The organism is Rhizobium phaseoli (genome assembly GCF_003985125.1).
Lineage (GTDB): Bacteria > Pseudomonadota > Alphaproteobacteria > Rhizobiales > Rhizobiaceae > Rhizobium > Rhizobium phaseoli.
Genome location: NZ_ML133568.1, coordinates 26,444 through 47,036, shown reverse-complemented (window position 1 = coordinate 47,036; position 20,593 = coordinate 26,444). Strand labels below are relative to the sequence as shown.

Here is a 20,593-nt window from a genome sequence, read left to right as displayed (position 1 = left end):
CTCGGCGGCGCCTCATGCGACCGACGAGGAATCCTCCTTCACAAGCTGGGCGACCGGGCTTGCGACAACGAGCCGGATGCCGGCATTCTCGACCATGCGGGCCGCCTCTTCCGAAATTCCGTCATCGGTGATGACCACAGAAACGCGGTCGAGCGGGCAGAGAATGAGGCTCGACCGGCGATTGAATTTGCTTGAATCAACCATGACGACGAGCTCGTCAGCCTGGTGCATCAGCTTCTGCTCGCTCTGGATGATGAGGGCATCCGCCTCCATGATGCCGAGCGGGCCGACGCCCTGCGCGCCGATGAACATGCGCCGCGCGTAAAAATTGCGGATCGCGTCATTGTCGAAAGGCGACAGGATCAGGCTCTGCTCGCGATAGATCGCGCCGCCCGGCACCGTCACCGTGTTTTTGGAATGCTTCACCAGATGTTCGGCGATGGCAAAAGAGTTGGTCATGACCTGCATGCGGTGGCCGGCCATATAGTGAACCATCTGGAAGGTCGTCGTGCCGCCATTGATGATGATGGCGTCGCCGGCTTCGCAGAGATCGACGGCGGCGCGTGCAATTGCGCGCTTTTTATCGATGTTGACTGATTCTGAAACCCGGAAAGGCCGGCCGGCAAGATTGCCGAGCTGCGGCGGATGCACTGCCTCCGCGCCGCCGCGGACACGGCGGATCTTGCCCTGCACGTGTAGAGCCGCAATATCGCGCCGGATTGTCGCTTCGGAAGCTTCCGTCAGCTCGGAAATGTCCTGGATCGTGACGACGGACTTTTCCTGAACGGCGCTTAAAATGATGCGATGGCGTTCGCGTTCGTGCATTGGGCTCCTCCTCTTGTCATATTTATTTCGTATCCGTTAAACGCTGTCAATCACAAACGATCATAAATTTTCATATTGCGATGCAGCATAATCGATTTTGATCGTTTTCGATTGACAAGCGCACTTTTGATGCGCGATACCGTGAGCGAAAGGGCGCGCTGATCGCGGCGCCCGACAAGCCTTATATGGGAGGATGATATGGCGGCGAACGTCCGGCTTCTGGAAAACCGGTGGGATGATGGTTACGCGGCGGGCCTCGACGAGCCCGGCAAGCTGCTCTATCGCTCCAATCTGCTCGGCGCCGACAAGCGCATCACCAACTACGGCGGCGGCAACACCTCGGCGAAGGTGATGGAAACCGATCCGCTTGATGGCGGCAAGGTCAAAGTCCTCTGGGTCAAGGGTTCCGGCGGCGACGTCGGCACCATCAGGCTCGACGGTTTCGCCACACTCTACCAGGACAAGCTGGAATCGCTGAAATCCATCTATAAAGGTGTCGAAGACGAAGACCGCATGGTCGGCTTCCTGCCGCACTGCACCTTCAATCTCAACGGCCGCGCCGCCTCGATCGACACGCCGCTGCATGGGTTCGTGCCTTTCACCCATGTCGATCATATGCATCCCGACGCCATCATCGCCATTGCCGCGTCGAAGAATTCCAAAGAGTTCACTCGGCAGATCTTCGGCGAGGAGATCGGCTGGCTTCCGTGGCGCCGCCCGGGCTTCCAGCTCGGCCTCGATCTCGAAGCTTTCGTCAAGGCGAACCCGAATGCCAAGGGTGTCGTGCTCGAAAGCCATGGCCTCTTCACCTGGGCGAATGATGCGAAGGCCTGCTACGAACTGACGCTCGAAATCATCAACAAGGCGATCGTCTGGTTCGCCGAAAAGACCGAAGGCAAGACGATTTTCGGCGGCGCGGTCACGCAGAGCCTGCCGGTTGCCGAGCGCCGCGCCATCGCCGCCCGGCTGATGCCGGAGATTCGCGGCCGCATCGGCAGAGAGGAGCGCAAGCTCGGGCATTTCGACGATCAGGAGGCCGTGCTCGAATTCGTCAATTCCAGGGATTTGCGCCCGCTCGGCGCGCTCGGCACCAGCTGCCCGGACCATTTCCTGCGCACCAAGATCCGGCCGCTGATCGTCGATTTCGATCCCGCCAAGCCGGATGTCGATGCGATCGTCGCCGGCCTCGACAAGGCGCTGGAAGATTACCGCGCCGACTACGCCCGCTATTACAACGATTGCAAGCATGACAATTCGCCCGCCATGCGCGACGCCAACCCCGTCATCTTCCTCGTTCCCGGCGTCGGCATGCTGTCCTTTGCCCGCGACAAGGCGACATCACGCATCGCCAGCGAATTCTACGTCAACGCCATCAACGTCATGCGTGGCGCTTCGACCGTCTCGGAATATCAGGGCCTTCCCGAGCAGGAAGCCTTCGATATCGAATACTGGCTGCTCGAAGAGGCGAAGCTCCAGCGTATGCCGAGGCCGAAGAGCCTCGCCGGCCGGGTGGCCTTCGTCACCGGCGGCGCCGGTGGCATCGGCCGGGCGACGGCCGCGCGCCTCGTCGGCGAGGGCGCCTGCGTCGTGCTTGCCGATATCGACCAGGCGGCGCTCGAATCGACTGAAGCCGATTTCGTCAAGAAATATGGCGCCGATGCGGTGCGCAGCCTCCGGCTCGACGTCACCAAGGAAGATGCGGTGATCGCCTCCTTCGCGGAAGCCTCAGTCGAATTCGGCGGCGTCGACATCCTCGTTTCGAATGCCGGCATTGCCTCGTCCGCGCCGATCGAAGCAACCGAGCTTGCGACCTGGAACCGCAATATCGATATTCTGGCGACCGGTTATTTCCTGGTGTCGCGCGAAGCATTCCGTCTGTTCCGCCGCCAGGCGCTCGGCGGCAACATCGTCTTCGTCGCCTCGAAGAACGGCCTTGCGGCTTCGCCGAATGCGTCGGCCTATTGCACGGCAAAGGCCGCCGAAATCCATCTTGCCCGCTGCCTGGCGCTCGAAGGTGCGGATGCCGGCATTCGCGTCAACACGGTCAATCCGGATGCCGTGCTGCGCGGTTCGAAGATCTGGAGCGGGGAATGGCGCGAACAGCGCGCCGCCTCCTCGAAGATCGAAGTGGATGATCTCGAGGAACATTACCGCAAGCGGTCGATGCTGAAACTCAACGTGTTTCCGGAGGATATCGCCGAGGCGATCTATTTCCTCGCCTCGGACCTTTCGGCAAAATCGACCGGCAACATCATCAACGTCGATGCCGGCAACGTGCAGAGTTTTACGCGGTAATATCTGATCGGCGGCGGATGCGTCTGTCCCTCACCCTAACCCTCTCCCCGTCATGACGGGGAGAGGGGACTTGCCCAGCGAAAAGTTGGAGTGGGACGGAGACGGCGCTGCATATCCCTTCTCCCCGTCTGAGCGGGGAGAAGGTGCCGGCAGGCGGATGAGGGGCGGCCCCACGGCGGTCCCAATGTAGAAATTGCATCAGTGGGAGGAAAGAATGGCCGAGTTCAGGATTGCGCAGGATCTCGTCGCGACAGAAAACGACAAGCGGGCTGCGGCCTTAAGAACCGATTACGAGGCGCTGGGGGCGAACCTTGACCGCCGCGGCGTCGATATCGAAGCAATCACCCGTAAGGTCTCCGAATTTTTCGTCGCCGTTCCCTCCTGGGGTGTCGGCACCGGCGGCACGCGCTTTGCCCGTTTTCCGGGCGCCGGTGAGCCGCGCGGCATCTTCGACAAGCTCGACGATTGCGCCGTCATCAACCAGCTGACGCAGGCGACGCCGAACGTGTCGCTGCATATTCCCTGGGACAAGGCGGATGCCAAGGAATTGAAAGCCAAGGGCGATGCGCTCGGTCTCGGCTTCGACGCGATGAATTCGAACACCTTCTCCGATGCGCCGGGGCAGGTCCATTCCTATAAATACGGTTCGCTCAGCCATACCGATGCGGCAACGCGGGCGCAGGCGGTCGAGCACAATCTCGAATGCATCGAGATCGGCAAGGCGATCGGCTCCAAGGCGCTCACCGTCTGGATCGGCGATGGCTCGAACTTCCCCGGCCAGAGCAATTTCACCAGGGCATTCGAACGTTATCTCGCCTCGATGGCCGATATCTACAAGGCGCTGCCCGACGATTGGAAGCTGTTCTCCGAGCACAAGATGTACGAGCCGGCCTTCTATTCGACGATCGTGCAGGACTGGGGCACCAACTACCTAATCGCCCAGACACTCGGTCCGAAGGCCTATTGCCTGGTCGATCTCGGTCACCATGCGCCGAACACCAATATCGAGATGATCGTCGCCCGCCTGATTCAGTTCGGCAAACTCGGCGGTTTTCACTTCAATGATTCGAAATATGGCGATGATGATCTCGACGCCGGATCGATCGATCCTTACCGGCTGTTCCTCGTCTTCAACGAACTGGTCGATGCCGAACAGCGCGGCGTCAACGACTTCAACCCGGCCCATATGATCGACCAGTCGCACAATGTCACCGATCCGATCGAGAGCCTGATCAACAGCGCCAACGAAATCCGCCGCGCCTATGCGCAGGCGCTGATCGTCGACCGCAAGGCGCTCGAGGGCTATCAGAACGACAATGACGCGCTGATGGCGTCGGAAACGTTGAAGCGCGCCTATCGCGCCGATGTCGAGCCAATCCTTGCCGAGGCCCGGCGCAGAGCCGGCGGTGCGATCGATCCTGTTGCCGCCTATCGCGCCAGCGGCTACCGCAAAAAGGTGGCCGCCGAGCGCCCGGCTTCCGTTGCCGGCGGCGGCGGTATCATCTGAGTTTGAGTTGCCGGCAGCGGATGGGTGATGCGCTGCCGGCAATCATCGTTTACGGCTTCCAGGCGCCGGCGATCTGGCGGGTTGCGATGTTCAGCCGGTTCCAGACATTGATATTGGCGATGGCGACGACGAGGGCCGCAAGGCTTCTGCCGTCGTAATGCCGGGTCGCTTCGTCCCAGATTTCGTCGGGCACCGGGTCGGCGCGGTCGCTGGTGCGCGTCACCGCCTCGGTCAGCGCCAAGGCCGCCCGTTCGGCATCGCTGAAATAGGGCGTGTCGCGCCAGGCGCTGACGGCAAAAAGCCTCTCATCGGTCTCGCCGAGCTTCTTTGCGATGCGCGGATGCCCGTCGATACAGACGCTGCAGCCGTTGATCTGGCTGGCGCGCAGATTGACGAGTTCGAGCAGCTTCGGCGAAAGGCCGGCCTCTGCCGGCACCTTGCCGAGCGCCGTCAGCGCCTGCATGGCCGCGGGAAGGACGAGGGCGGGATTTCCCATTCTCTCCTGCATGATATGTCTCCTTGATGTGTTTGCTCTTCGACGATGCGCCGGCGCTGTCACACCGGCCGGGCTTCATTCGTCATGGCCTTGACGCAACGCAGCGGAGGAATGTGACGCATGGACGAGAAAAAATGGCTGGCCGATGAATTCGAGGCGAACCGGGCGCATCTCAGGGCCGCGGCCTTTCGCATGCTCGGCTCGCGCAGCGAGGCGGAGGATGCCGTTCAGGAAGCCTGGCTGCGGCTCAACCGCACCGATGCGACCGGCATCGGCAATCTCGGCGGTTGGCTGACGACGGTCGTGGCGCGCATCTGCTTCGACATGCTGCGCGCCCGCAAGAGCCGGCGCGAAGAGCCGCTGGAGATGCCTATGCATGCAGCGGTCGCCGATCCGGCCGGCGACCCCGAACGCGAAGCAGCCTTCGCCGATTCCGTCGGTCTGGCGCTGCTCGTGGTGTTGCAGACGCTGGCGCCGGCCGAACGTGTCGCCTTCGTGCTGCACGACATGTTCGATCTGCCGTTCGATGAGATCGCGCCGATCATCGGCCGCTCATCCGCCGCCGCCAGGCAGCTCGCAAGCCGCGCCCGCCGCCGCGTGCAGGGCACGGACGAAACGCCTGATGTCGATCTTGGCCGCAAGCGGACGATCGCCGCGGCCTTTCTGACGGCGTCGCGCAATGGCGATCTGGAGGCGCTGATCGCGGTGCTCGCCCCCGACGTCGTCTTCCGGCCGGATGCGACGGCCGCCCGCTACGGCATCGGCGCCATGCGCGGCGCGACCGACGTCGCTGCGGCCTTCAAGGGCAGGGCCCAGGCGGCGGAATTGGCCATTGTCGATGGTGAGCTCGGCTTTGTCGTGCACATTGGGGGCCAGATCCGCGTCGCGGTGACGCTGACGATCGACGAGGGGAGGATCGTCGCGATCGACGCCGTCGCCGACTCGGATCAGTTGGAGCGGCTCGACTTTTCGATCCTGCGGGATTGAACAAATGCCGTTCTTTGAAACCCGCGTGCTTCGCAGGAGGTGCGCCGCGTCCGATCGTCGGGCCGCAAGCGGGCGTCATTTTTCTTGACAGCGAAGCCCTCCGCCTTATTCTGTTATAAGGCCTGATGTATCATAATTATGGAATTATCGCAGGTGATGCAGCGGCGCCGTCCCCCACCTCCCATTGCCTCTAAGCGTAACCTGCAGACAGGTTTTCGAGACCTCGAAAGGAAAGCATATCATGTCCGGCGATCAGGCGAAGAAGCCGCTTCTCCTTACCAACGTCAAACCGGTGGCTTTCGGGGCCGGCACGGGCAAGGGGGTGATCGACATTCTCGTCGATGCCGAAGGCAGGATCACCGAGATTGGTCCGTCGCTCGCGGTCTCTCAAGATGTCACGCGCATCGACGGCAAGGGTGCCTTCGTCTCGCCCGGCTGGGTCGACCTGCATGTGCATATCTGGCATGGCGGCACCGACATTTCGATCCGCCCCTCCGAATGCGGTCTCGAGCGCGGCGTAACTCGTCGATGCCGGGTCGGCCGGCGAGGCGAATTTCCACGGTTTCCGCGAATATATCATCGAACCCTCGCGCGAGCGCATCAAGGCCTTTCTGAACCTCGGCTCGATCGGACTTGTGGCCTGCAACCGTGTCGCCGAACTCAGGGATATCAGAGATATCGACCTTGACCGCATCCTCGAAGTCTATGCCGAAAACAGCGAGCACATCGTCGGCATCAAGGTGCGCGCCAGCCACGTCATCACCGGTTCCTGGGGCGTCACGCCGGTCAAGCTCGGCAAGAAGATTGCCAAGATCCTCAAAGTGCCGATGATGGTGCATGTCGGCGAGCCGCCGGCGCTCTATGATGAAGTGCTCGAAATTCTTGGCCCGGGCGACGTCGTCACCCACTGCTTCAACGGCAAGGCCGGTTCGAGCATCATGGAGGATGAGGATCTTTTCAATCTCGCCGAGCGCTGCGCCTCCGACGGCATCCGCCTCGACATCGGCCATGGCGGTGCCTCCTTCTCCTTCAAGGTCGCCGAAGCGGCGATCGCCCGCGGTCTGCTGCCTTTCTCGATCTCGACCGACTTGCACGGCCATTCGATGAATTTTCCGGTCTGGGACCTGGCGACGACGATGTCGAAGCTGCTCAGCGTCGGCATGCCCTTCGACAAGGTGGTCGAGGCCGTCACCCATGCGCCGGCATCCGTCATCAAACTGTCGATGGAGAACCGGCTTTCGGTCGGCGCCCAGGCCGAGTTCACCATTTTCGACCTGGTCGATTCGGACCTCGAAGCGACGGATTCCAATGGCGATGTCTCGGTCTTGAACAAGCTGTTCGAGCCGCGCTATGCGGTGATGGGCGCTGATGCGGTTAGCGCCAGCCGCTATGTGCCGCGAGCGCGCAAGCTCGTGCGGCATAGCCATGGCTATTCCTACAGATAGGTCTACCGACCGGCAGGTCAGCGGTTGCGCCAGCCCATCAACTTTTCGATCTGCTCCGCCGAACTGCGTACATGCGCAGTGTAATGGTTCTCGTCGGAGAAGGCTTTCTGCTCTGGCAGCACGATGGAAATGGTGGCGACGCAGTGGCCGTCGCGGTCGCAGATCGGCGAGGCGATGCAGGCGACCGCATAATCCGATTCGCCTGCCTGGATCGACAGGCGCGCCTCAAAGGCCTTGGCGGCGGCTTCCGATAGCGTGCTTGGATCGATCACGGCGCGGCCGGTCGGGGACGAGCGGGCGCAGCGCTTGAACAGCTCGATGCGCTCCTCTTCCGGCAGATGGCCGACGAGCAGGCGGCCCGACGCCGTCCAGTTCAGCGGCACCCTAGTGCCGACGCGCGACGCCACCTGGAAGTGGCTCGGGCCATCGGCCATGGCGAGCACCAGCATATAATCGCCGTCGCGGCCGCAGACCTGCACGGTTTCGCCGGCCTGGCGGCAGAGGTCGTGCATCTCGTGAGTGGCGATGCTCATGAAATCCAGCGACCGGGCATAGGCGAGCCCGTAGTGATAAAGCCGGGCGCCGAGCCAGATCGAGCCGTCCGCCTGGCGGGTCAGCATGTTCTTCTCGACCAGATCGTCGACGATGACGTAAACGGTCGAAAGCGGCGCCTTGACCGCCTTGGCGATGGCATAGACGCCGGCAGGCGATCCCGTCTCATAGAGGTGATCGATCACCTGAAGCGCCCGGTCGATGCCGCTGACGCGCGCGCGGCGCGCACCCTTGCCGGCGGCTTCGTCGGCATGGCCCTCATCTTCGGAATAAACTGCGGGTGATGTCTTTCCGTCCAATTCCATGCACCTCATGAACAATTGCCAGTATGTTACATTACTATGGGATAGTCGTCCCTGTGGCAAATCGCAACATTTTATAGCTTGATAGTTTGGGCGATTGCAGCGCCGGCGTTTATGCCCGTCGGCAGATCAGGCGAGGAGAAGCGCTTTTTCACGGTCAGTCGTCCGCGGTCAGCTGCGGGAGACGCGAATAATTGCTTGAGAGGACATCGTGTCAGAAGGCTGGAACAACATGCTTCAGCCTGAGTTTTGACCCTGAACCCAGGAGGACACGATGACGAATTATCCGACACCGCCTTTCCCGTCCCAGAAACAGCCGATGCCCGGATTTACCGCGCAGATGGATCCCGTGCCCGATCACGGCGAAGAGAGCTATCGCGGCTCCGACCGCTTGAAAGGCAAGCGGGCGATCATCACCGGCGGCGACAGCGGCATCGGCCGGGCGGTGGCGATCGCTTATGCCCGGGAAGGCGCCGATATTGTGATTTCCTATCTCGACGAGGATGAGGATGCCGATGAGACGAAGCGGCTCGTCGAGCAGGCCGGCCGCAAGGCCGTGCTCGTCAGCGGCGATATCCAGGATCCAGCGCTCTGCCGGCAGATCGTCGAGACGGCCGTCAAGGAGCTCGGCGGTATCGATATTCTCGTCAACAATGCCGCGCATCAGGCAAGCTTCAAGAGCATCGACGAGATCAGCGACGAGGAGTGGGAATTGACCTTCAAGGTCAATATCCATGCGATGTTCTACCTGACCAAGGCGGCTGTTCCTCATATGAAGCCCGGCAGCGCCATCATCAATACGGCCTCGATCAACTCCGACAGTCCGAACCCGACGCTGCTCGCCTATGCAACGACCAAGGGTGCGATCCAGAATTTCACCGCCGGCCTTGCCCAGCTTCTGGCCGAGAAAGGCATTCGCGCCAACGCCGTGGCGCCAGGTCCGATCTGGACGCCGCTCATCCCTTCGACGCTTCCCGAGGACAGCGTCAGCAATTTCGGCAAGCAGGTGCCGATGAAACGGCCGGGCCAGCCGGCCGAGCTTGCAACAGCCTATGTGATGCTGGCCGATCCTTTGTCGAGCTATGTCTCCGGCACGACAATTGCGGTCACCGGCGGCAAGCCGATCCTCTGATGCAGGTCGCCCGGGATTGGCGGTTCCGGGTCAAAGACACGCATGAGACAAGGAACTGAAGCGGATCGATCAACTGATTGGATGCGCTTCAGTACGGCTTGCCGTAGCCACCGCCGGTCGGCGTCGTGACGGTCACGGCGTCGCCGGCGGTGAGCATTGCCTGGTCGCAGCCTCCAGCCTTTCGACTTTGCCGTCCGCGCGACGGATCTCGGTTTTCCCCAACTGCCCGTCTTCCCCGCCGAAAAAGCCGCAAGGCCGGATTGTTCGATCAGCGCGGTCTCGTGAAAAGCACGCGGGCAGGCAAGGAGAAGCTGATCGCCGCCACCGGCAAGGGGCCTCAAACCTGCCTGAAATATCGCGCGGTGCGCGAAGCGCTGCTGGTGGATCCGTTCAGGGGGCTTGCGCTCGATCGGTTAGCGGCATCGGCGGTGGCGGCGACGCTCAGGGCGCTTTCCGGCCATTACGATCAAGCAGCAAGGGCCGCCGCCTCTTTATGACGGCAGCCCTTGTTGGGGGCAGGGAGAGATCCCCCGGTATTCAGACGGTTGTTTCAGCCGAAGCAGGGCATCGCCGGCAGGTTGGCGCGGCCGGCGAGCGCTCCGATCATTTTGCCGACCGGCGTCGGACGCGGTTCGCGTTTGCCGGCAGCCGTCTCCAGGAGTTGCTTGAAATCTTCAAGCTTCACGCCGTCGGCGCGCAATACCATGGCGATCAGGGGGTCGCGAAGGGCTTCGGATATGGTCAGGTCGTCTCTGGTCTTTCTCATGGCTTGTCCTCCTTTCGTGGGCGGTCGCCCGTGTTCCACTTTGCGCCGCCAAGCTCTCGGCATTGACTTTGGCGGTGTGTGGTGTTACCGGTAAGTAACAATACAGTTGTTACCGATCGGTCACATTGATGTCAAGGACTTCGTCCGCAAAAAAATCAGAAACTTCGAATGAAATCTCCGCAGCCCCAGAAGATCGCATCCCGCCGCGGGAGCGTATCGTCTCGACCGCCTCGGAGCTTTTCCGCGAGCACGGCATTCGCGGCATCGGCGTCGATGCCATCGCCGATGCCGCGTCGACCAACAAGATGACGCTTTACCGGCATTTCGGCTCGAAGGACGAGCTCGTCTGCGAGACGCTGCGCCGCGCCTCCGAAAAGGCGGATGCCATCTGGCGGGATCTGGAGGCGGCCCATCCCGGCAATCCCGGCGCCCAGCTGGATGCCTGGGTCGAGATGCGGGCCCAGTGTCTGAACGGCGAGCCCGCAGGCTGCGATCTCGCCAATGCCGCCATCGAACTCAAGGGCGAGGGCCATCCTGCCCACGAGATGATCGAGCGGCACAAGGCCGAACAGCGGGATCGTCTGGCGGCGCTCTGTTCGGCGGCCGGTGCGCGCGAACCGCAACTTCTTGCCGATACGCTGACGCTGCTGCTGGAGGGCGCGCGCGTCAGTCGCCAGGCGATGGGTGCGGCCAGCTGTTGCGGTCATTTCGCCAAGGCCTGCAGAGCGGCGATCGCCTCTTTCACCTGACCTCCGGGGAACCTTACCGCCTCCCTGCCGTTTTTCCATCACCGGAGGGGCGATGTGGAGGCAGAGATGAACGTCTATCTCAAGCGCCTATATGCCAAACGCGCCGAGCTCGAAGCCAAGCTGGAGCTTCACGATGCGCGCTATTGTTTCGGCGAGGAAGAGGTCGATGACGGCACCAACAGCGATCTCCGTCAGCGATTGAGCGAGGTCTCCGACGAGATCGCCGCGCTGGAGAACAGGCCGGCTAGTCGCTGGCGCTGAGGATTTCCATCGTCCGTTCGTCGAATTTTCCCTGATAAAAGCGCTCGATCGCCCGATGGAAAGGCGAACCGTGATCGCTGATTGCGGCAAATAAGGTCATCGATGAGCGCAGTTTGAGATCGTCCGGCGAGCCGAGGATGTCGTGCGCCGATCGACCGTCGACCGATAAAATCGCCTCGACGCAGCGTAGAAGCCGGCCTGAAAGAATGGGGTGGGCGAGATAGGCGGCGGCTTCCTCGGCCGAACGGATCGCATATTTTTGCGCCATCGCCGACGTGCCGAGACCTGATATCTGCGGGAAGATGAACCACATCCAGTGGGATGTCTTGCGCCCGGCTTGCAGCTCGGAGAGCGCCTGTTGATAGATGCCGTTCTGGGCTTCGACGAAGCGGTCGAGGTTAAAGTCGATATCACCGGCCATGGTCCTTCTCCCTTTTCCTGCTGTCTTTGCAGCCTGGGCCAAGGGGTTCCATGCCCGGCGAAACTTTTCTGCCCGGCAAACTCGCTTGCCGTCAGCAGACCCTTTCAGCGTAAGGGCTGCTCTCGCGGCAATGGCCGTAAGGCTGATGATGCGGCGTGTTGTCGCCGGCGGGGGCGGCAATCGCCGATGTCGTCATCGGATCGGTATTGCCGGAAGAATATGCGGCAAAACCCGCAAAGCTCAAGACAAGCAATGCGCCGACAACGACAATGCGCTCAAAGCCCGACAGTTTCTGGGCGCTGACATGTTCGGCATAATCGCGCTCGCCGGCGCCGGCGATTTCGTCCTCTTTCACATGGACGGTCACCATGTCCAGGCGACGGTTTAGAGTTTCACAATCTGTCATTCTAATTACTCCTGCAACACATGCGAAGCAGCGTCCCGGGAGCAAACCCTCACCCTCGCGCCGAATCCCACTCCAAATGCGAGCATCATGTGTGTCTTCAATCGCGGCAATTGAAGGGGCGATCCGCAAACGCAGTGTTCAAAAAATCGAACTAATGAATGCAAAATATTGTGAAGCTCTGGCTCATCGAAATGATCCGCGGTAATCCGGAGAGATAGTTCGTCTGGATGGTCCCATGAGCAAATCCTTCGGCGCCATGTCGGTCGCCCAGCTTTCCGTCCTCATTCAGAGCGGCGCAGCCGATCCGGTCGATGTGGCCGAGGCCGTCTTCGACGGCATTGTGAATTACGCCGATAAGGCCGTTTTCACCACGCTGCTTGAAGACCGGGCGATGGAAGAAGCGCGCGCGTCTTCCGAACGGCTGCGGCAAGGGCGCTCGCTCGGACTGCTGGACGGTATTCCGATCGCCTGGAAAGATCTTTTCGATATCGAAGGTGTGACGACCACGGCGGGGTCGCGCGTCCTGGCAGGAGATGCGCCGGCCGAGCGGGATGCGGCCGTCGTCGCTTTGCTGAAGAGTGCCGGCATGATCGCCGGCGGCCGCACCAATATGAGCGAGTTCGCCTTCTCCGGCCTCGGCATCAATCCGCACTACGGCACGCCGGTCAATCCGCGAAGCTCCGATCGCCCGCGCATCCCCGGCGGCTCCTCATCCGGCGCCGGCGTTGCGGTCGCCGCTGGACTCGTACCGGTCGCGATGGGCACGGATACCGGTGGGTCGGTGCGCATTCCCGCTGCCTTCAACGGCATCGTCGGCTACAAGGCGACCCGGGGCCGCTATGCGATGGACGGTGTCTATCCGCTGGCAAAAAGCCTGGATTCGTTGGGGCCGCTCTGCCGCACCGTCAAGGATGCGGCCTGGATCGATGCGGCGATGCGCGGCCTGACGGCGCCCGAGGTCGCTGAGCAGTCCTTGCAGGCGCAGGAATTGCTCGTGCCTGAAAACATCGTCTTCGATGGGGCCGAGCCGGGTGTTGTCGCGGCGTTCGAAGCGGCCCTGGAGCGCCTTCAAAGGGCGGGTGTCCGGATTTCACGCATCACCATCCCGGCTTTCGACGGGATCATTGATCTCTTGACGAAGTACGGCCCGTTGGTGACGGCGCAAGCCTATGCCCTTCATCAGGAACGGCTGGCAGGGCCGGAAGCGGATCGTATGGATCATCGCGTCGTCATGCGCACCCGCTTGGGAGCGAGGACGACGGCGCCACACTACATGGCGCTCCTCGAAGCGCGCAGCCGGCTGATCGCCGATGTCGACCGCTTCGTCGGCGATCGCCTGATCGCCTTTCCGACCGTCGCCCATGTGGCGCCGCCGATCGCGCCGCTGGAACAGGATGACGAGCTCTTCTTCGCCACGAACAACAAGACGCTGCGCAACACCATGTTCGGCAATTTCCTCGACTGGTGCGGCGTCTCCGTCCCTTGCGGCACCGGCGAGGCCGGCATGCCGGTCGGCCTGCTGTTGTCGGCAACGGCGCGCCGCGACGGGGCGCTGCTCGGGGCAGCACTCGCCGCCGAGTCGGTCATCCGAGGCGATTTCGCCTGATCGACAATTGAACCGTCGGGCGTTTATTGCCATTGATGGCATCAGGAGATCCAGGAGGACGGCAGATGCAGCTTTTGCAAAACGGACGCTTCGCGGTTTCGACATGGTCGTTGCATCGCTTGCTCGGTGCGGTCCACGCCTATAGCCCCGATCCCGACAAAAGCGCGGCGCCGAAGGAGCCCTACGGCCCCGGCGGCGCGACGCTGATCGACGTGCCGGCGATGCTGGCGGCGCGCGGCATCAACCGGCTGGAAATCTGTTCCTTCCATCTGCCGAGCCTCGATGCCGCCTATCTCAGTGAACTCAGGGATGGGATGACGGCGTCGAACGTGCTGTTCCAGACGCTGCTCGTCGAGGATGGCGATCCCAGTCATGCCGGGACGGCCGAGCGCGACATCGGTTGGATGGCGGAGTGGATCGGCATTGCCGCGGCCCTTGGAGCGCAGAGAATGCGCGTCGTCGCCGGCAAACAGAAGCCGACCGAGGAGAATCTTGGCCGGGCCACCCGTCACCTGAGTTGGCTGGCCGACAGGGCGGAAGGCAGCGGCGTGCGCGTCGTCGTCGAGAACTGGTTCGACTTGCTTCCGTCGCCGGTCGAGATGAACTGGCTGCTCGACCGGCTGGATGGCAAGGTCGGGCTCAACGGTGACCTCGGCAACTGGTCGGCGCCCGCGAAATATGCGGGCCTGGCCGACATCATGGGCCGGGCGGAAATCTGCCACGCCAAGGCCGATTACAATGCCGGCGGCCTTGATGCAGACGATTACTACAAGTGCCTGGAGATGTGCGAAAGGGCCGGTTACGGCGGTCCCTTCACGCTGATCTATGATTCGCCCTTCTTCGCCGAAGAATGGGACGGCATCCTGCTGCAAAAGACCTTCATCGAGGATTTTCTGCGTGGGGCGCCGGCGCGCCGGACGGCTTGAACCGAAGCGCTGCCGTTATTCCTGGCGCGGGAACCGCTGGTTTTCCTCTAGGACGTTCAGATCCATGTGGTTGCGCATATAACGCTCCGATGCTTTCTGCAGCGGCTGATAGTCCCATGGATAGTAGGCGCCGTTGCGCAGCGCTGCGTAGACCACCCAGCGGCGGGCCTGGCTTTCGCGCACGGCCGCGTCGAAAGCGGCAAGGTTCCAGCGCCGGCTGGCCTGCTCGGCAAGCCGTGCCAGAATGTCGGCATGCGCCGGGTCGGCTGCCAGATTTGCGCGCTCCTGCGGATCGGCCTCGAGATCGAACAGCATCGGCGGGTCCTTTTCGCAGAGCGAGAGCTTGTAGCGCCCGTCCCTCAAGCAGACGAGCGGCGCCTCGGAGCCTTCCGCGGCATATTCCATCGGTACCGGGCCGCGGCTGCCGATGCCCTTCACAAGGGCTGCGAGATCCTGGCCTTCGGTCCACGGCTTCAACGACGCGATATCGATGCCGGCAAGACCGGCGAGCGTCGGCGTCACATCAAGGGTCGAGACGGGTTGATCGATGCGCTTCGGCGTCCAGCCGGGGGCTGCGATCATCAGCGGCACCCGGGACGATCCTTCGAAGAAGTTCATCTTGAACCAGAGACCGCGATCGCCAAGCATGTCGCCATGGTCGGACACGAAGAGGATGACGGTGTTCTCGGCCATGCGGCTGCGTTCCAGGACGTCGAGAAGCTCGCCGATCTTCTCGTCGACATAGGAGATATTGGCGAAATAGCCGCGTCTTGCCCGCCTGATCTGATCGCTGCTGATGTCGAAAGCATCGTGCTCGCAGGCTTTCATCAAGCGCTGAGAATGAGGGTCCTGCTGCTCGAAAGGGATCGGCGCTACGGCCGGGTCGAGGGCCGGACAGTCCTCATAGAGATCCCAAAATTTGCGGCGTGCGACATAGGGATCGTGCGGATGGGTGAAGCTGACGGTCAGGCACCAGGGACGCTCATCATGGCCGCGCGAGAGATCGAAGAGCTTGCGGGTGGCGTGATAGGCGACCTCGTCGTCATATTCCATCTGATTGGTGATCTCGGCAATGCCGGCGCCGGTCACCGAACCGAGATTGTGGTACCACCAGTCGATGCGCTCGCCGGGCTTGGTATAATCGGGCGTCCAGCCGAAATCGGCGGGGTAAATATCCGTCGTCAGGCGTTCCTCGAAGCCGTGAAGCTGGTCGGGACCGACGAAATGCATCTTGCCGGACAGCGCCGTCTGATATCCGGCCGCGCGCAGATGATGCGCATAGGTCGGGATATCGGAGGCAAATTCCGCCGCATTGTCGTAGACGCGCGTCCGGCTCGGCAATTGCCCGGACATGAAGGAGGCTCGCGCCGGCGCGCAGAGCGGGCTTGCCGTATAGGTATTGGCGAAACGCACGGAGCGGCCGGCCAGTGATTTCAGGTGCGGCGCGTGAAGAAAATCGGCGGGACCATCGGGAAAGAAGGTTCCGTTCAACTGGTCCACCATCAGGATGAGGATGTTCGGGCGCGCCATGTCAATTGCCTTTTGCTATTTGAGGATTTTATTGAAACGCCTATTATGAGAGCTGTAAAGACAGCTTTTTTCGATAGCTGCTCAAAGGTATTTTTATGTCAGATCACCCACCTGAGCTCGGATGGATGCGCCTGTTCGTCGAGGTTGCGCGGCTCGGGAGTTTTTCGGCGGCTGCAACGCTTCTCGGGCTGACCCAGCCGGCCGTCAGCTATCAGATCCGCCGGCTGGAGGAACAGTTCGGTGTCAGCCTGGTGCGCCGTCAGCATCGCGGCGTCGTATTGACCGCGGAAGGCGAGCGGCTTCTGGAGGTCGCAGCCAAGGCGGTCGGCGACATCGATGCGCTCGCCCGCAGTTTCCGTGCCGAGGCCCAGAGGCCGGTCGTCAGGCTGAGAACCGACTATGCGTTCTCGGCACTTTGGCTGATCCCCCGCATGGATGGTTTTCGACGTCTGCATCCGGAAACCGACATACAGATCGTCGCGACGCAGAGGCTTGCAGCCGGATTTCGCGACGACGCCGATGTCGCGGTCGCTTTCGGTACGCGGGCGGAGTTCGGCGCTGTCGGCACCCTTCTGTTGCCGGAGAAGGTCGTGCCCGTCTGCACGCAGGGATTCCTCGATCGCAACGGACCCTTCGACGATCCAAGGCAATTGGCCGGAGCGAGGCTGATCCATCTCGATGCGCCGCTGCCATCGCCCTGGTTCGACTGGCGCACCTATTTTGCCGAATTCTCCATGCTGCGCGACGCCCATGCCGGCCGCGGTGATATTAGTTTCAACACCTATTCATTGGTCGTTCAGTCCGCGCTGAGCGAGCAGGGCGTGGCGCTCGGCTGGATGGGGCTCGTCGATACACTGCTTTCGGCAGGCATGCTGCTGGAAGCCGGCCCGCCACTGGAGGCGCAAGACCGGGGTTACTGGCTGGTGCCGCCGCGATCTCCAAACGTCCACAGCGAGAGGCTCAGTACCTGGCTGTCGGATGAGGCGGGGAAGGTCGGCTAGAGCCGCGCCGCATGGCGGAAAGGCTATGACGGCGGTTATCCCGGATAACCATCGCCACATCCGCATGCTCGCCAGACGCCCCCGCAAGGCATGGATATAGTTGAAGCCGTTTCGAGTCCGACTCTTAGCCGATTTTTCTCGTCACAAAGAAACTCATCGCAACTTTTTCATCACCATTTGGCATTGACGTGAACGGCGCTCGAAATTCCTTCCGTCCTAGTCCGTCCGTACGGATGTACTGGAGTTCCGCAAGGATTTCGAAGCCGCTCTCCTGCATCAGATTGATGTGATGGCTGCGCCACTTCCGATTTATCAGGTAGGGTCGTCGTCCACGCATCATCGTCCATGTGGGCGCGCTCAAAACCCAGTGCCCATTCCAGTCGCTTGACAGACCGTGAGATTGGAAGTCGATCAGGTGCGTCGCAAACCCTCCCGGCTTCAGCCACCGGGCAATAGCGATATAGGTATCAACGAGGTTGTCCACGTGCTCCATGACTGAATGCGTCATCAGCCAGTCCGCCACACCCGCCTGCAGTACGTTGAAATCGGTCCATGGTGCGACGAACTTTAATCGTTCGCTGCCATTCACGAGGTCCGCTTTCAGCGCGTCGATTGCCTCCGCACTGAGGCGCTGTTGCACGATCCCATCTATCCGATCCCAGGCGAAGTTCGTCGGGGACGGTGGAAAAAAGATGTCGCCCGATACGGTGTTATCCCAAAATGCGGCCCGCTCGCCGAAGAGTTCAATCAAACCGTCCAGGACTTCAAGATCGTGCTCGATGCTCCGATGGTCTTGCAAATCCAGCCCGATGTACGTGTCAACGCCCGCAAGCAGTGCGGCAAGCCCAACGCCAAGCGAACTTCCGGGACCGACCTCGACCAATACTTCAGGTCTTTTGCCGTTCAGCCAAGGCGCTAAGTGACCGTAGTGGCGAAAGAAAAGGTCATAACAGTGGCGCGCAGAAGCAGTGCCCCCTTCTACGTGCGTATTTCGCAGTTGCGGAAGGACAAAGGAACCCACTCCCTTGGCGAGGGAGCGAAGTGCAATATGGGTCATGGCGCCACCTTTTTCATCGAAACTCCAGCACGGCAATGTCCGGCGTGCTCTACCCAGCAGAATTCGCGCGCAACATCATCAGAGACCAAAGAAACGCCAAGCAATATGGCTCGGCCTTGGACTCGTTCGTTGGGATTGTACGCGGCTCATAGTGATTGATATTTTCCCAAATCTAAAGTCAGTCATTGGGCGTACAGCAATAATCACTATGACCATGGCTGGGTTGCTGAAGCACATGAGAGGCTGCCTCAAAAAGAATTGAGCGATTTCAGCGAGTTGTGATTCCTTCGGATTTGCGAGATTCGATGGAGTTCTTCCTCCCGTACTGGATCGTGGCTTGCTAGCGATCTATGCAACATGAGTCATAGAGAGGGAATTCGGTAAGTCAGCGGGTGTCTTTCCTTCTCCTGGTCTATATCGGGATTTCAAAAGCGCCACATGGATGCCCGCCGATCTGGTGGCTAGCAGCAGCCTTGCGGCTCACCACGCCTCAACGCCGACGTTTGTGCCCAGGAGAAGCCTTGTCATCGGCGATGGTGATCGACATTGTGGGGCGAATCGATAGCGAAGGCGGCTGAAGCATGTGGCGAACGATCGGATATGTTCTCGGAGTGTTTATGATCATCTTCGGACTGATCTGGATCGGCCAGGGAAGTGGCTATTTTCCCTATCCGGCGTCGAGTTTCATGATTGCCCAAAAGATCTGGGTGCTCTGGGGCGCCATTCTGGCGGTCGCGGGCATCGTCATGATGGTCATCATCTCGCGGCTTCGCCGCAGAGGATGAATGGCTGCTGCCGTTTGGCGGCAATCCGGCCGCTGGCGGCCTGTCGAAATGAGGAGAATGGCATGAGCGCAGCTGAAATCGACGGTTTTGCCGACCGTATCAGGAAACACCAGGGCGGCATGATCTCGGCCTGGGTCGGCATCCCCGACGCGATGCTCGTCAACCATCTGGCGCAGGAAGCTTTCGATGCCGTCGTGCTGGATATGCAGCATGGCATGTGGGACATGCAGTCGGCGGCAAATGCCGTTGCTCAGGCGCGTCTTGCCGGCAAGCCGGCCATCGCGCGCATTCCGGTCGGCGATTTCGCCTCCGCCTCGCGGCTGCTCGATGCCGGGGCCTCCGGCATCATCGCGCCGATGATCAATTCGGCCGAGGATGCGCGAGCCCTGGTCCGGACCACGAAATATCCGCCCCTCGGCGAGCGCAGCTGGGGACCGTCCCTGGCGCTGAACCATAGCGGCCTGTCGGCCGACGCCTATCTGAAGACTGCCAACGACCTCACCGTCGCCATCGCCATGATCGAGACCCGCGCGGCGCTCGATGCGATCGACGGCATTCTTGGCGTGACCGGCATCGACGGCATTTTCGTCGGTCCCGCCGACCTTTCGATCGCGCTGTCGAATGGCGATCAGGTGGCGCCGAATGCAGCCGAGATCGACAGCGCCATGCAGCACGCGGTTGCGCGCTGCCGCGCCCACGGCAAATTCGCCTGCGCCTATGCCGGCGATGGCGAGCGGGCCGGCGAACTGCTGAAGTTCGGCTTTGATCTGGTCATCGCCGGCGCCGAGACCATACAGCTGCGTGCCGGCGCCCGCCGCGCCATCAATGCCGCCCGCAGGATCGCTTCCGGCAGCTGATCTTCGTCAGCCGGCCGATTTGACGGCAAGCCAGATCACGTGGCGGGCGCCGCGTTTGCGGCCGGCGCGGGCATTGACGACATCGACGGAAAAGCCGCTGTCCTTGAGGCGCCGTGTGAAATCCGGATCGGGGCCGGACGACCAGACGGCGAGCACGCCGCCGGGGCGAAGCGCCTCGCGGGCGGCGCGCAAGCCGGCGAAATCGTAGAGCCGGTCGTTGGATTTGCGGGTCAGCCCATCCGGTCCATTGTCGACATCGAGCAGGATCGCATCATAGGCGTTCTTGCCGGCACGGATCGCTTCCCCGACATCGCCCTGATGGATGCCGACGCGGGGATCGTCGAGACAGCCCTTGAACACCTCGGCCATCGGCCCGCGCGCCCAGGCGACGACGGCCGGCACCAGTTCGGCGACGGTGACGCCGGCATCCTCGGGAAGGCCGGCGAGAGCGGCGCGCAGGGTGAAACCCATGCCGAGCCCGCCGATCAGGATCCTCGGCTTCGGCTGCGTCTTGATCCGCTCCCAGGAGAGGGTCGCCAGCGCCTCTTCCGAGCCGCTGAGGCGGCTGTTCATCAACTCGTTGGCGCCGAGCATGATCGAGAACTCGCTGCCGCGCTGCTTCAGGCGCAACTCGCCGCCTTCGCCGGGAATGGTCGCGGAATCGAGTTGAATCCAGGGCAGCATGAT

General features: G+C 61.8%; 21 protein-coding genes and 2 pseudogenes. 13 read left to right on the top strand and 10 right to left on the bottom strand.

The window, feature by feature from the left end:
* Positions 1–12 precede the first annotated feature (12 nt).
* The gene (locus tag EFD56_RS08120; RefSeq protein ID WP_004678031.1) at positions 13–825 is read right to left on the bottom strand and encodes a DeoR/GlpR family DNA-binding transcription regulator; all 813 of its coding nucleotides are present in this window, start codon (positions 823–825) and stop codon (positions 13–15) included.
* Between the two features lie 198 nt (positions 826–1,023).
* On the opposite strand from EFD56_RS08120, the gene EFD56_RS08115 reads away from it, so the two are divergent.
* Entirely contained in the window at positions 1,024–3,120 is a 2,097-nt protein-coding gene (locus tag EFD56_RS08115; protein ID WP_126905046.1) for a bifunctional rhamnulose-1-phosphate aldolase/short-chain dehydrogenase, read from the top strand.
* A 214-nt stretch (positions 3,121–3,334) separates the two neighbouring features.
* A complete protein-coding gene (gene rhaI, locus EFD56_RS08110; RefSeq protein WP_126905045.1) occupies positions 3,335–4,627 on the top strand; it encodes an L-rhamnose catabolism isomerase in 1,293 nt (430 codons plus the stop codon).
* A 49-nt stretch (positions 4,628–4,676) separates the two neighbouring features.
* Here the strand turns inward: rhaI and EFD56_RS08105 are convergent, their stop codons facing one another.
* Positions 4,677–5,135 (bottom strand): carboxymuconolactone decarboxylase family protein, encoded by a 459-nt coding sequence (locus EFD56_RS08105; RefSeq protein ID WP_004675835.1) that lies wholly within the window; start codon positions 5,133–5,135, stop codon positions 4,677–4,679.
* 108 nt (positions 5,136–5,243) lie between these two features.
* Between EFD56_RS08105 and EFD56_RS08100 the strand changes: the two genes are divergently transcribed.
* Entirely contained in the window at positions 5,244–6,110 is an 867-nt protein-coding gene (locus tag EFD56_RS08100) for a sigma-70 family RNA polymerase sigma factor (protein WP_085744085.1), read from the top strand.
* Between the two features lie 241 nt (positions 6,111–6,351).
* A pseudogene (locus EFD56_RS08095) lies at positions 6,352–7,555 on the top strand (amidohydrolase/deacetylase family metallohydrolase).
* Between the two features lie 17 nt (positions 7,556–7,572).
* On the opposite strand, the gene EFD56_RS08090 reads toward EFD56_RS08095, so the two are convergent.
* The gene (locus tag EFD56_RS08090) at positions 7,573–8,412 is read right to left on the bottom strand and encodes an IclR family transcriptional regulator (protein WP_085744087.1); all 840 of its coding nucleotides are present in this window, start codon (positions 8,410–8,412) and stop codon (positions 7,573–7,575) included.
* Positions 8,413–8,683: 271 nt separating this feature from the next.
* Between EFD56_RS08090 and EFD56_RS08085 the strand changes: the two genes are divergently transcribed.
* Positions 8,684–9,541, top strand: coding sequence for an SDR family oxidoreductase (locus EFD56_RS08085; protein ID WP_004675831.1), 858 nt, complete (start codon positions 8,684–8,686; stop codon positions 9,539–9,541).
* Between the two features lie 88 nt (positions 9,542–9,629).
* Here EFD56_RS08085 and EFD56_RS33685 read toward each other — a convergent pair.
* Positions 9,630–9,808, bottom strand: a pseudogene (locus EFD56_RS33685) (hydantoinase B/oxoprolinase family protein); the annotation flags it as partial.
* On the opposite strand from EFD56_RS33685, the gene EFD56_RS08080 reads away from it, so the two are divergent.
* Entirely contained in the window at positions 9,802–10,038 is a 237-nt protein-coding gene (locus tag EFD56_RS08080) for a hypothetical protein (RefSeq protein ID WP_010004997.1), read from the top strand. The pseudogene EFD56_RS33685 and the gene EFD56_RS08080 sit on opposite strands and share 7 nt — an antisense overlap.
* A gap of 53 nt (positions 10,039–10,091) precedes the next feature.
* On the opposite strand, the gene EFD56_RS08075 is transcribed toward EFD56_RS08080, so the two are convergent.
* Positions 10,092–10,307: a hypothetical protein gene (locus tag EFD56_RS08075; protein WP_004675830.1), complete on the bottom strand. Its 216-nt coding sequence runs from the start codon at positions 10,305–10,307 to the stop codon at positions 10,092–10,094.
* Between the two features lie 128 nt (positions 10,308–10,435).
* Between EFD56_RS08075 and EFD56_RS08070 the strand changes: the two genes are divergently transcribed.
* Together EFD56_RS08070 and EFD56_RS08065 are read left to right on the top strand one after the other, a co-directional pair.
* Complete coding sequence (locus EFD56_RS08070) at positions 10,436–11,056, top strand: TetR/AcrR family transcriptional regulator (RefSeq protein WP_004675829.1); 621 nt, start codon at positions 10,436–10,438, stop codon at positions 11,054–11,056.
* A 66-nt stretch (positions 11,057–11,122) separates the two neighbouring features.
* Entirely contained in the window at positions 11,123–11,317 is a 195-nt protein-coding gene (locus tag EFD56_RS08065) for a hypothetical protein (protein WP_085744088.1), read from the top strand.
* Here the strand turns inward: EFD56_RS08065 and EFD56_RS08060 are convergent.
* Positions 11,301–11,738 carry a DUF1810 domain-containing protein gene (locus EFD56_RS08060; protein ID WP_085744089.1) on the bottom strand — a complete coding sequence of 146 codons (438 nt, stop codon included), beginning with the start codon at positions 11,736–11,738 and terminating at the stop codon, positions 11,301–11,303. The two genes, EFD56_RS08065 and EFD56_RS08060, sit on opposite strands and share 17 nt — an antisense overlap.
* A 91-nt stretch (positions 11,739–11,829) precedes the next feature.
* Entirely contained in the window at positions 11,830–12,108 is a 279-nt protein-coding gene (locus EFD56_RS08055) for a hypothetical protein (RefSeq protein ID WP_010004948.1), read from the bottom strand.
* A 271-nt stretch (positions 12,109–12,379) separates the two neighbouring features.
* Between EFD56_RS08055 and EFD56_RS08050 the strand changes: the two genes are divergently transcribed.
* Together EFD56_RS08050 and EFD56_RS08045 are read left to right on the top strand one after the other, a co-directional pair.
* Positions 12,380–13,750: an amidase gene (locus tag EFD56_RS08050; protein ID WP_085744091.1), complete on the top strand. Its 1,371-nt coding sequence runs from the start codon at positions 12,380–12,382 to the stop codon at positions 13,748–13,750.
* Between the two features lie 65 nt (positions 13,751–13,815).
* Positions 13,816–14,676, top strand: a complete 861-nt coding sequence (locus EFD56_RS08045; protein WP_126905044.1) for a sugar phosphate isomerase/epimerase family protein — start codon at positions 13,816–13,818, stop codon at positions 14,674–14,676.
* 15 nt (positions 14,677–14,691) lie between these two features.
* On the opposite strand, the gene betC is transcribed toward EFD56_RS08045, so the two are convergent.
* The gene (gene betC / locus EFD56_RS08040) at positions 14,692–16,206 is read right to left on the bottom strand and encodes a choline-sulfatase (protein ID WP_085744093.1); all 1,515 of its coding nucleotides are present in this window, start codon (positions 16,204–16,206) and stop codon (positions 14,692–14,694) included.
* 95 nt (positions 16,207–16,301) lie between these two features.
* Here betC and EFD56_RS08035 point away from each other — a divergent pair, with 95 nt between their 5' ends.
* Positions 16,302–17,207 carry a choline sulfate utilization transcriptional regulator gene (locus EFD56_RS08035; RefSeq protein WP_085744094.1) on the top strand — a complete coding sequence of 302 codons (906 nt, stop codon included), beginning with the start codon at positions 16,302–16,304 and terminating at the stop codon, positions 17,205–17,207.
* Between the two features lie 124 nt (positions 17,208–17,331).
* Here the strand turns inward: EFD56_RS08035 and EFD56_RS08030 are convergent, their stop codons facing one another.
* Positions 17,332–18,264, bottom strand: a complete 933-nt coding sequence (locus EFD56_RS08030) for a hypothetical protein (RefSeq protein WP_085744095.1) — start codon at positions 18,262–18,264, stop codon at positions 17,332–17,334.
* A 581-nt stretch (positions 18,265–18,845) separates the two neighbouring features.
* Here EFD56_RS08030 and EFD56_RS08025 point away from each other — a divergent pair.
* Together EFD56_RS08025 and EFD56_RS08020 are read left to right on the top strand one after the other, a co-directional pair.
* Positions 18,846–19,049 (top strand): hypothetical protein, encoded by a 204-nt coding sequence (locus EFD56_RS08025; RefSeq protein WP_010004539.1) that lies wholly within the window; start codon positions 18,846–18,848, stop codon positions 19,047–19,049.
* Positions 19,050–19,111: 62 nt separating this feature from the next.
* Entirely contained in the window at positions 19,112–19,906 is a 795-nt protein-coding gene (locus EFD56_RS08020) for an HpcH/HpaI aldolase family protein (protein WP_085744096.1), read from the top strand.
* A 6-nt stretch (positions 19,907–19,912) separates the two neighbouring features.
* On the opposite strand, the gene EFD56_RS08015 is transcribed toward EFD56_RS08020, so the two are convergent.
* The gene (locus EFD56_RS08015; protein ID WP_085744097.1) at positions 19,913–20,590 is read right to left on the bottom strand and encodes a spermidine synthase; all 678 of its coding nucleotides are present in this window, start codon (positions 20,588–20,590) and stop codon (positions 19,913–19,915) included.
* Positions 20,591–20,593: the final 3 nt, after the last annotated feature.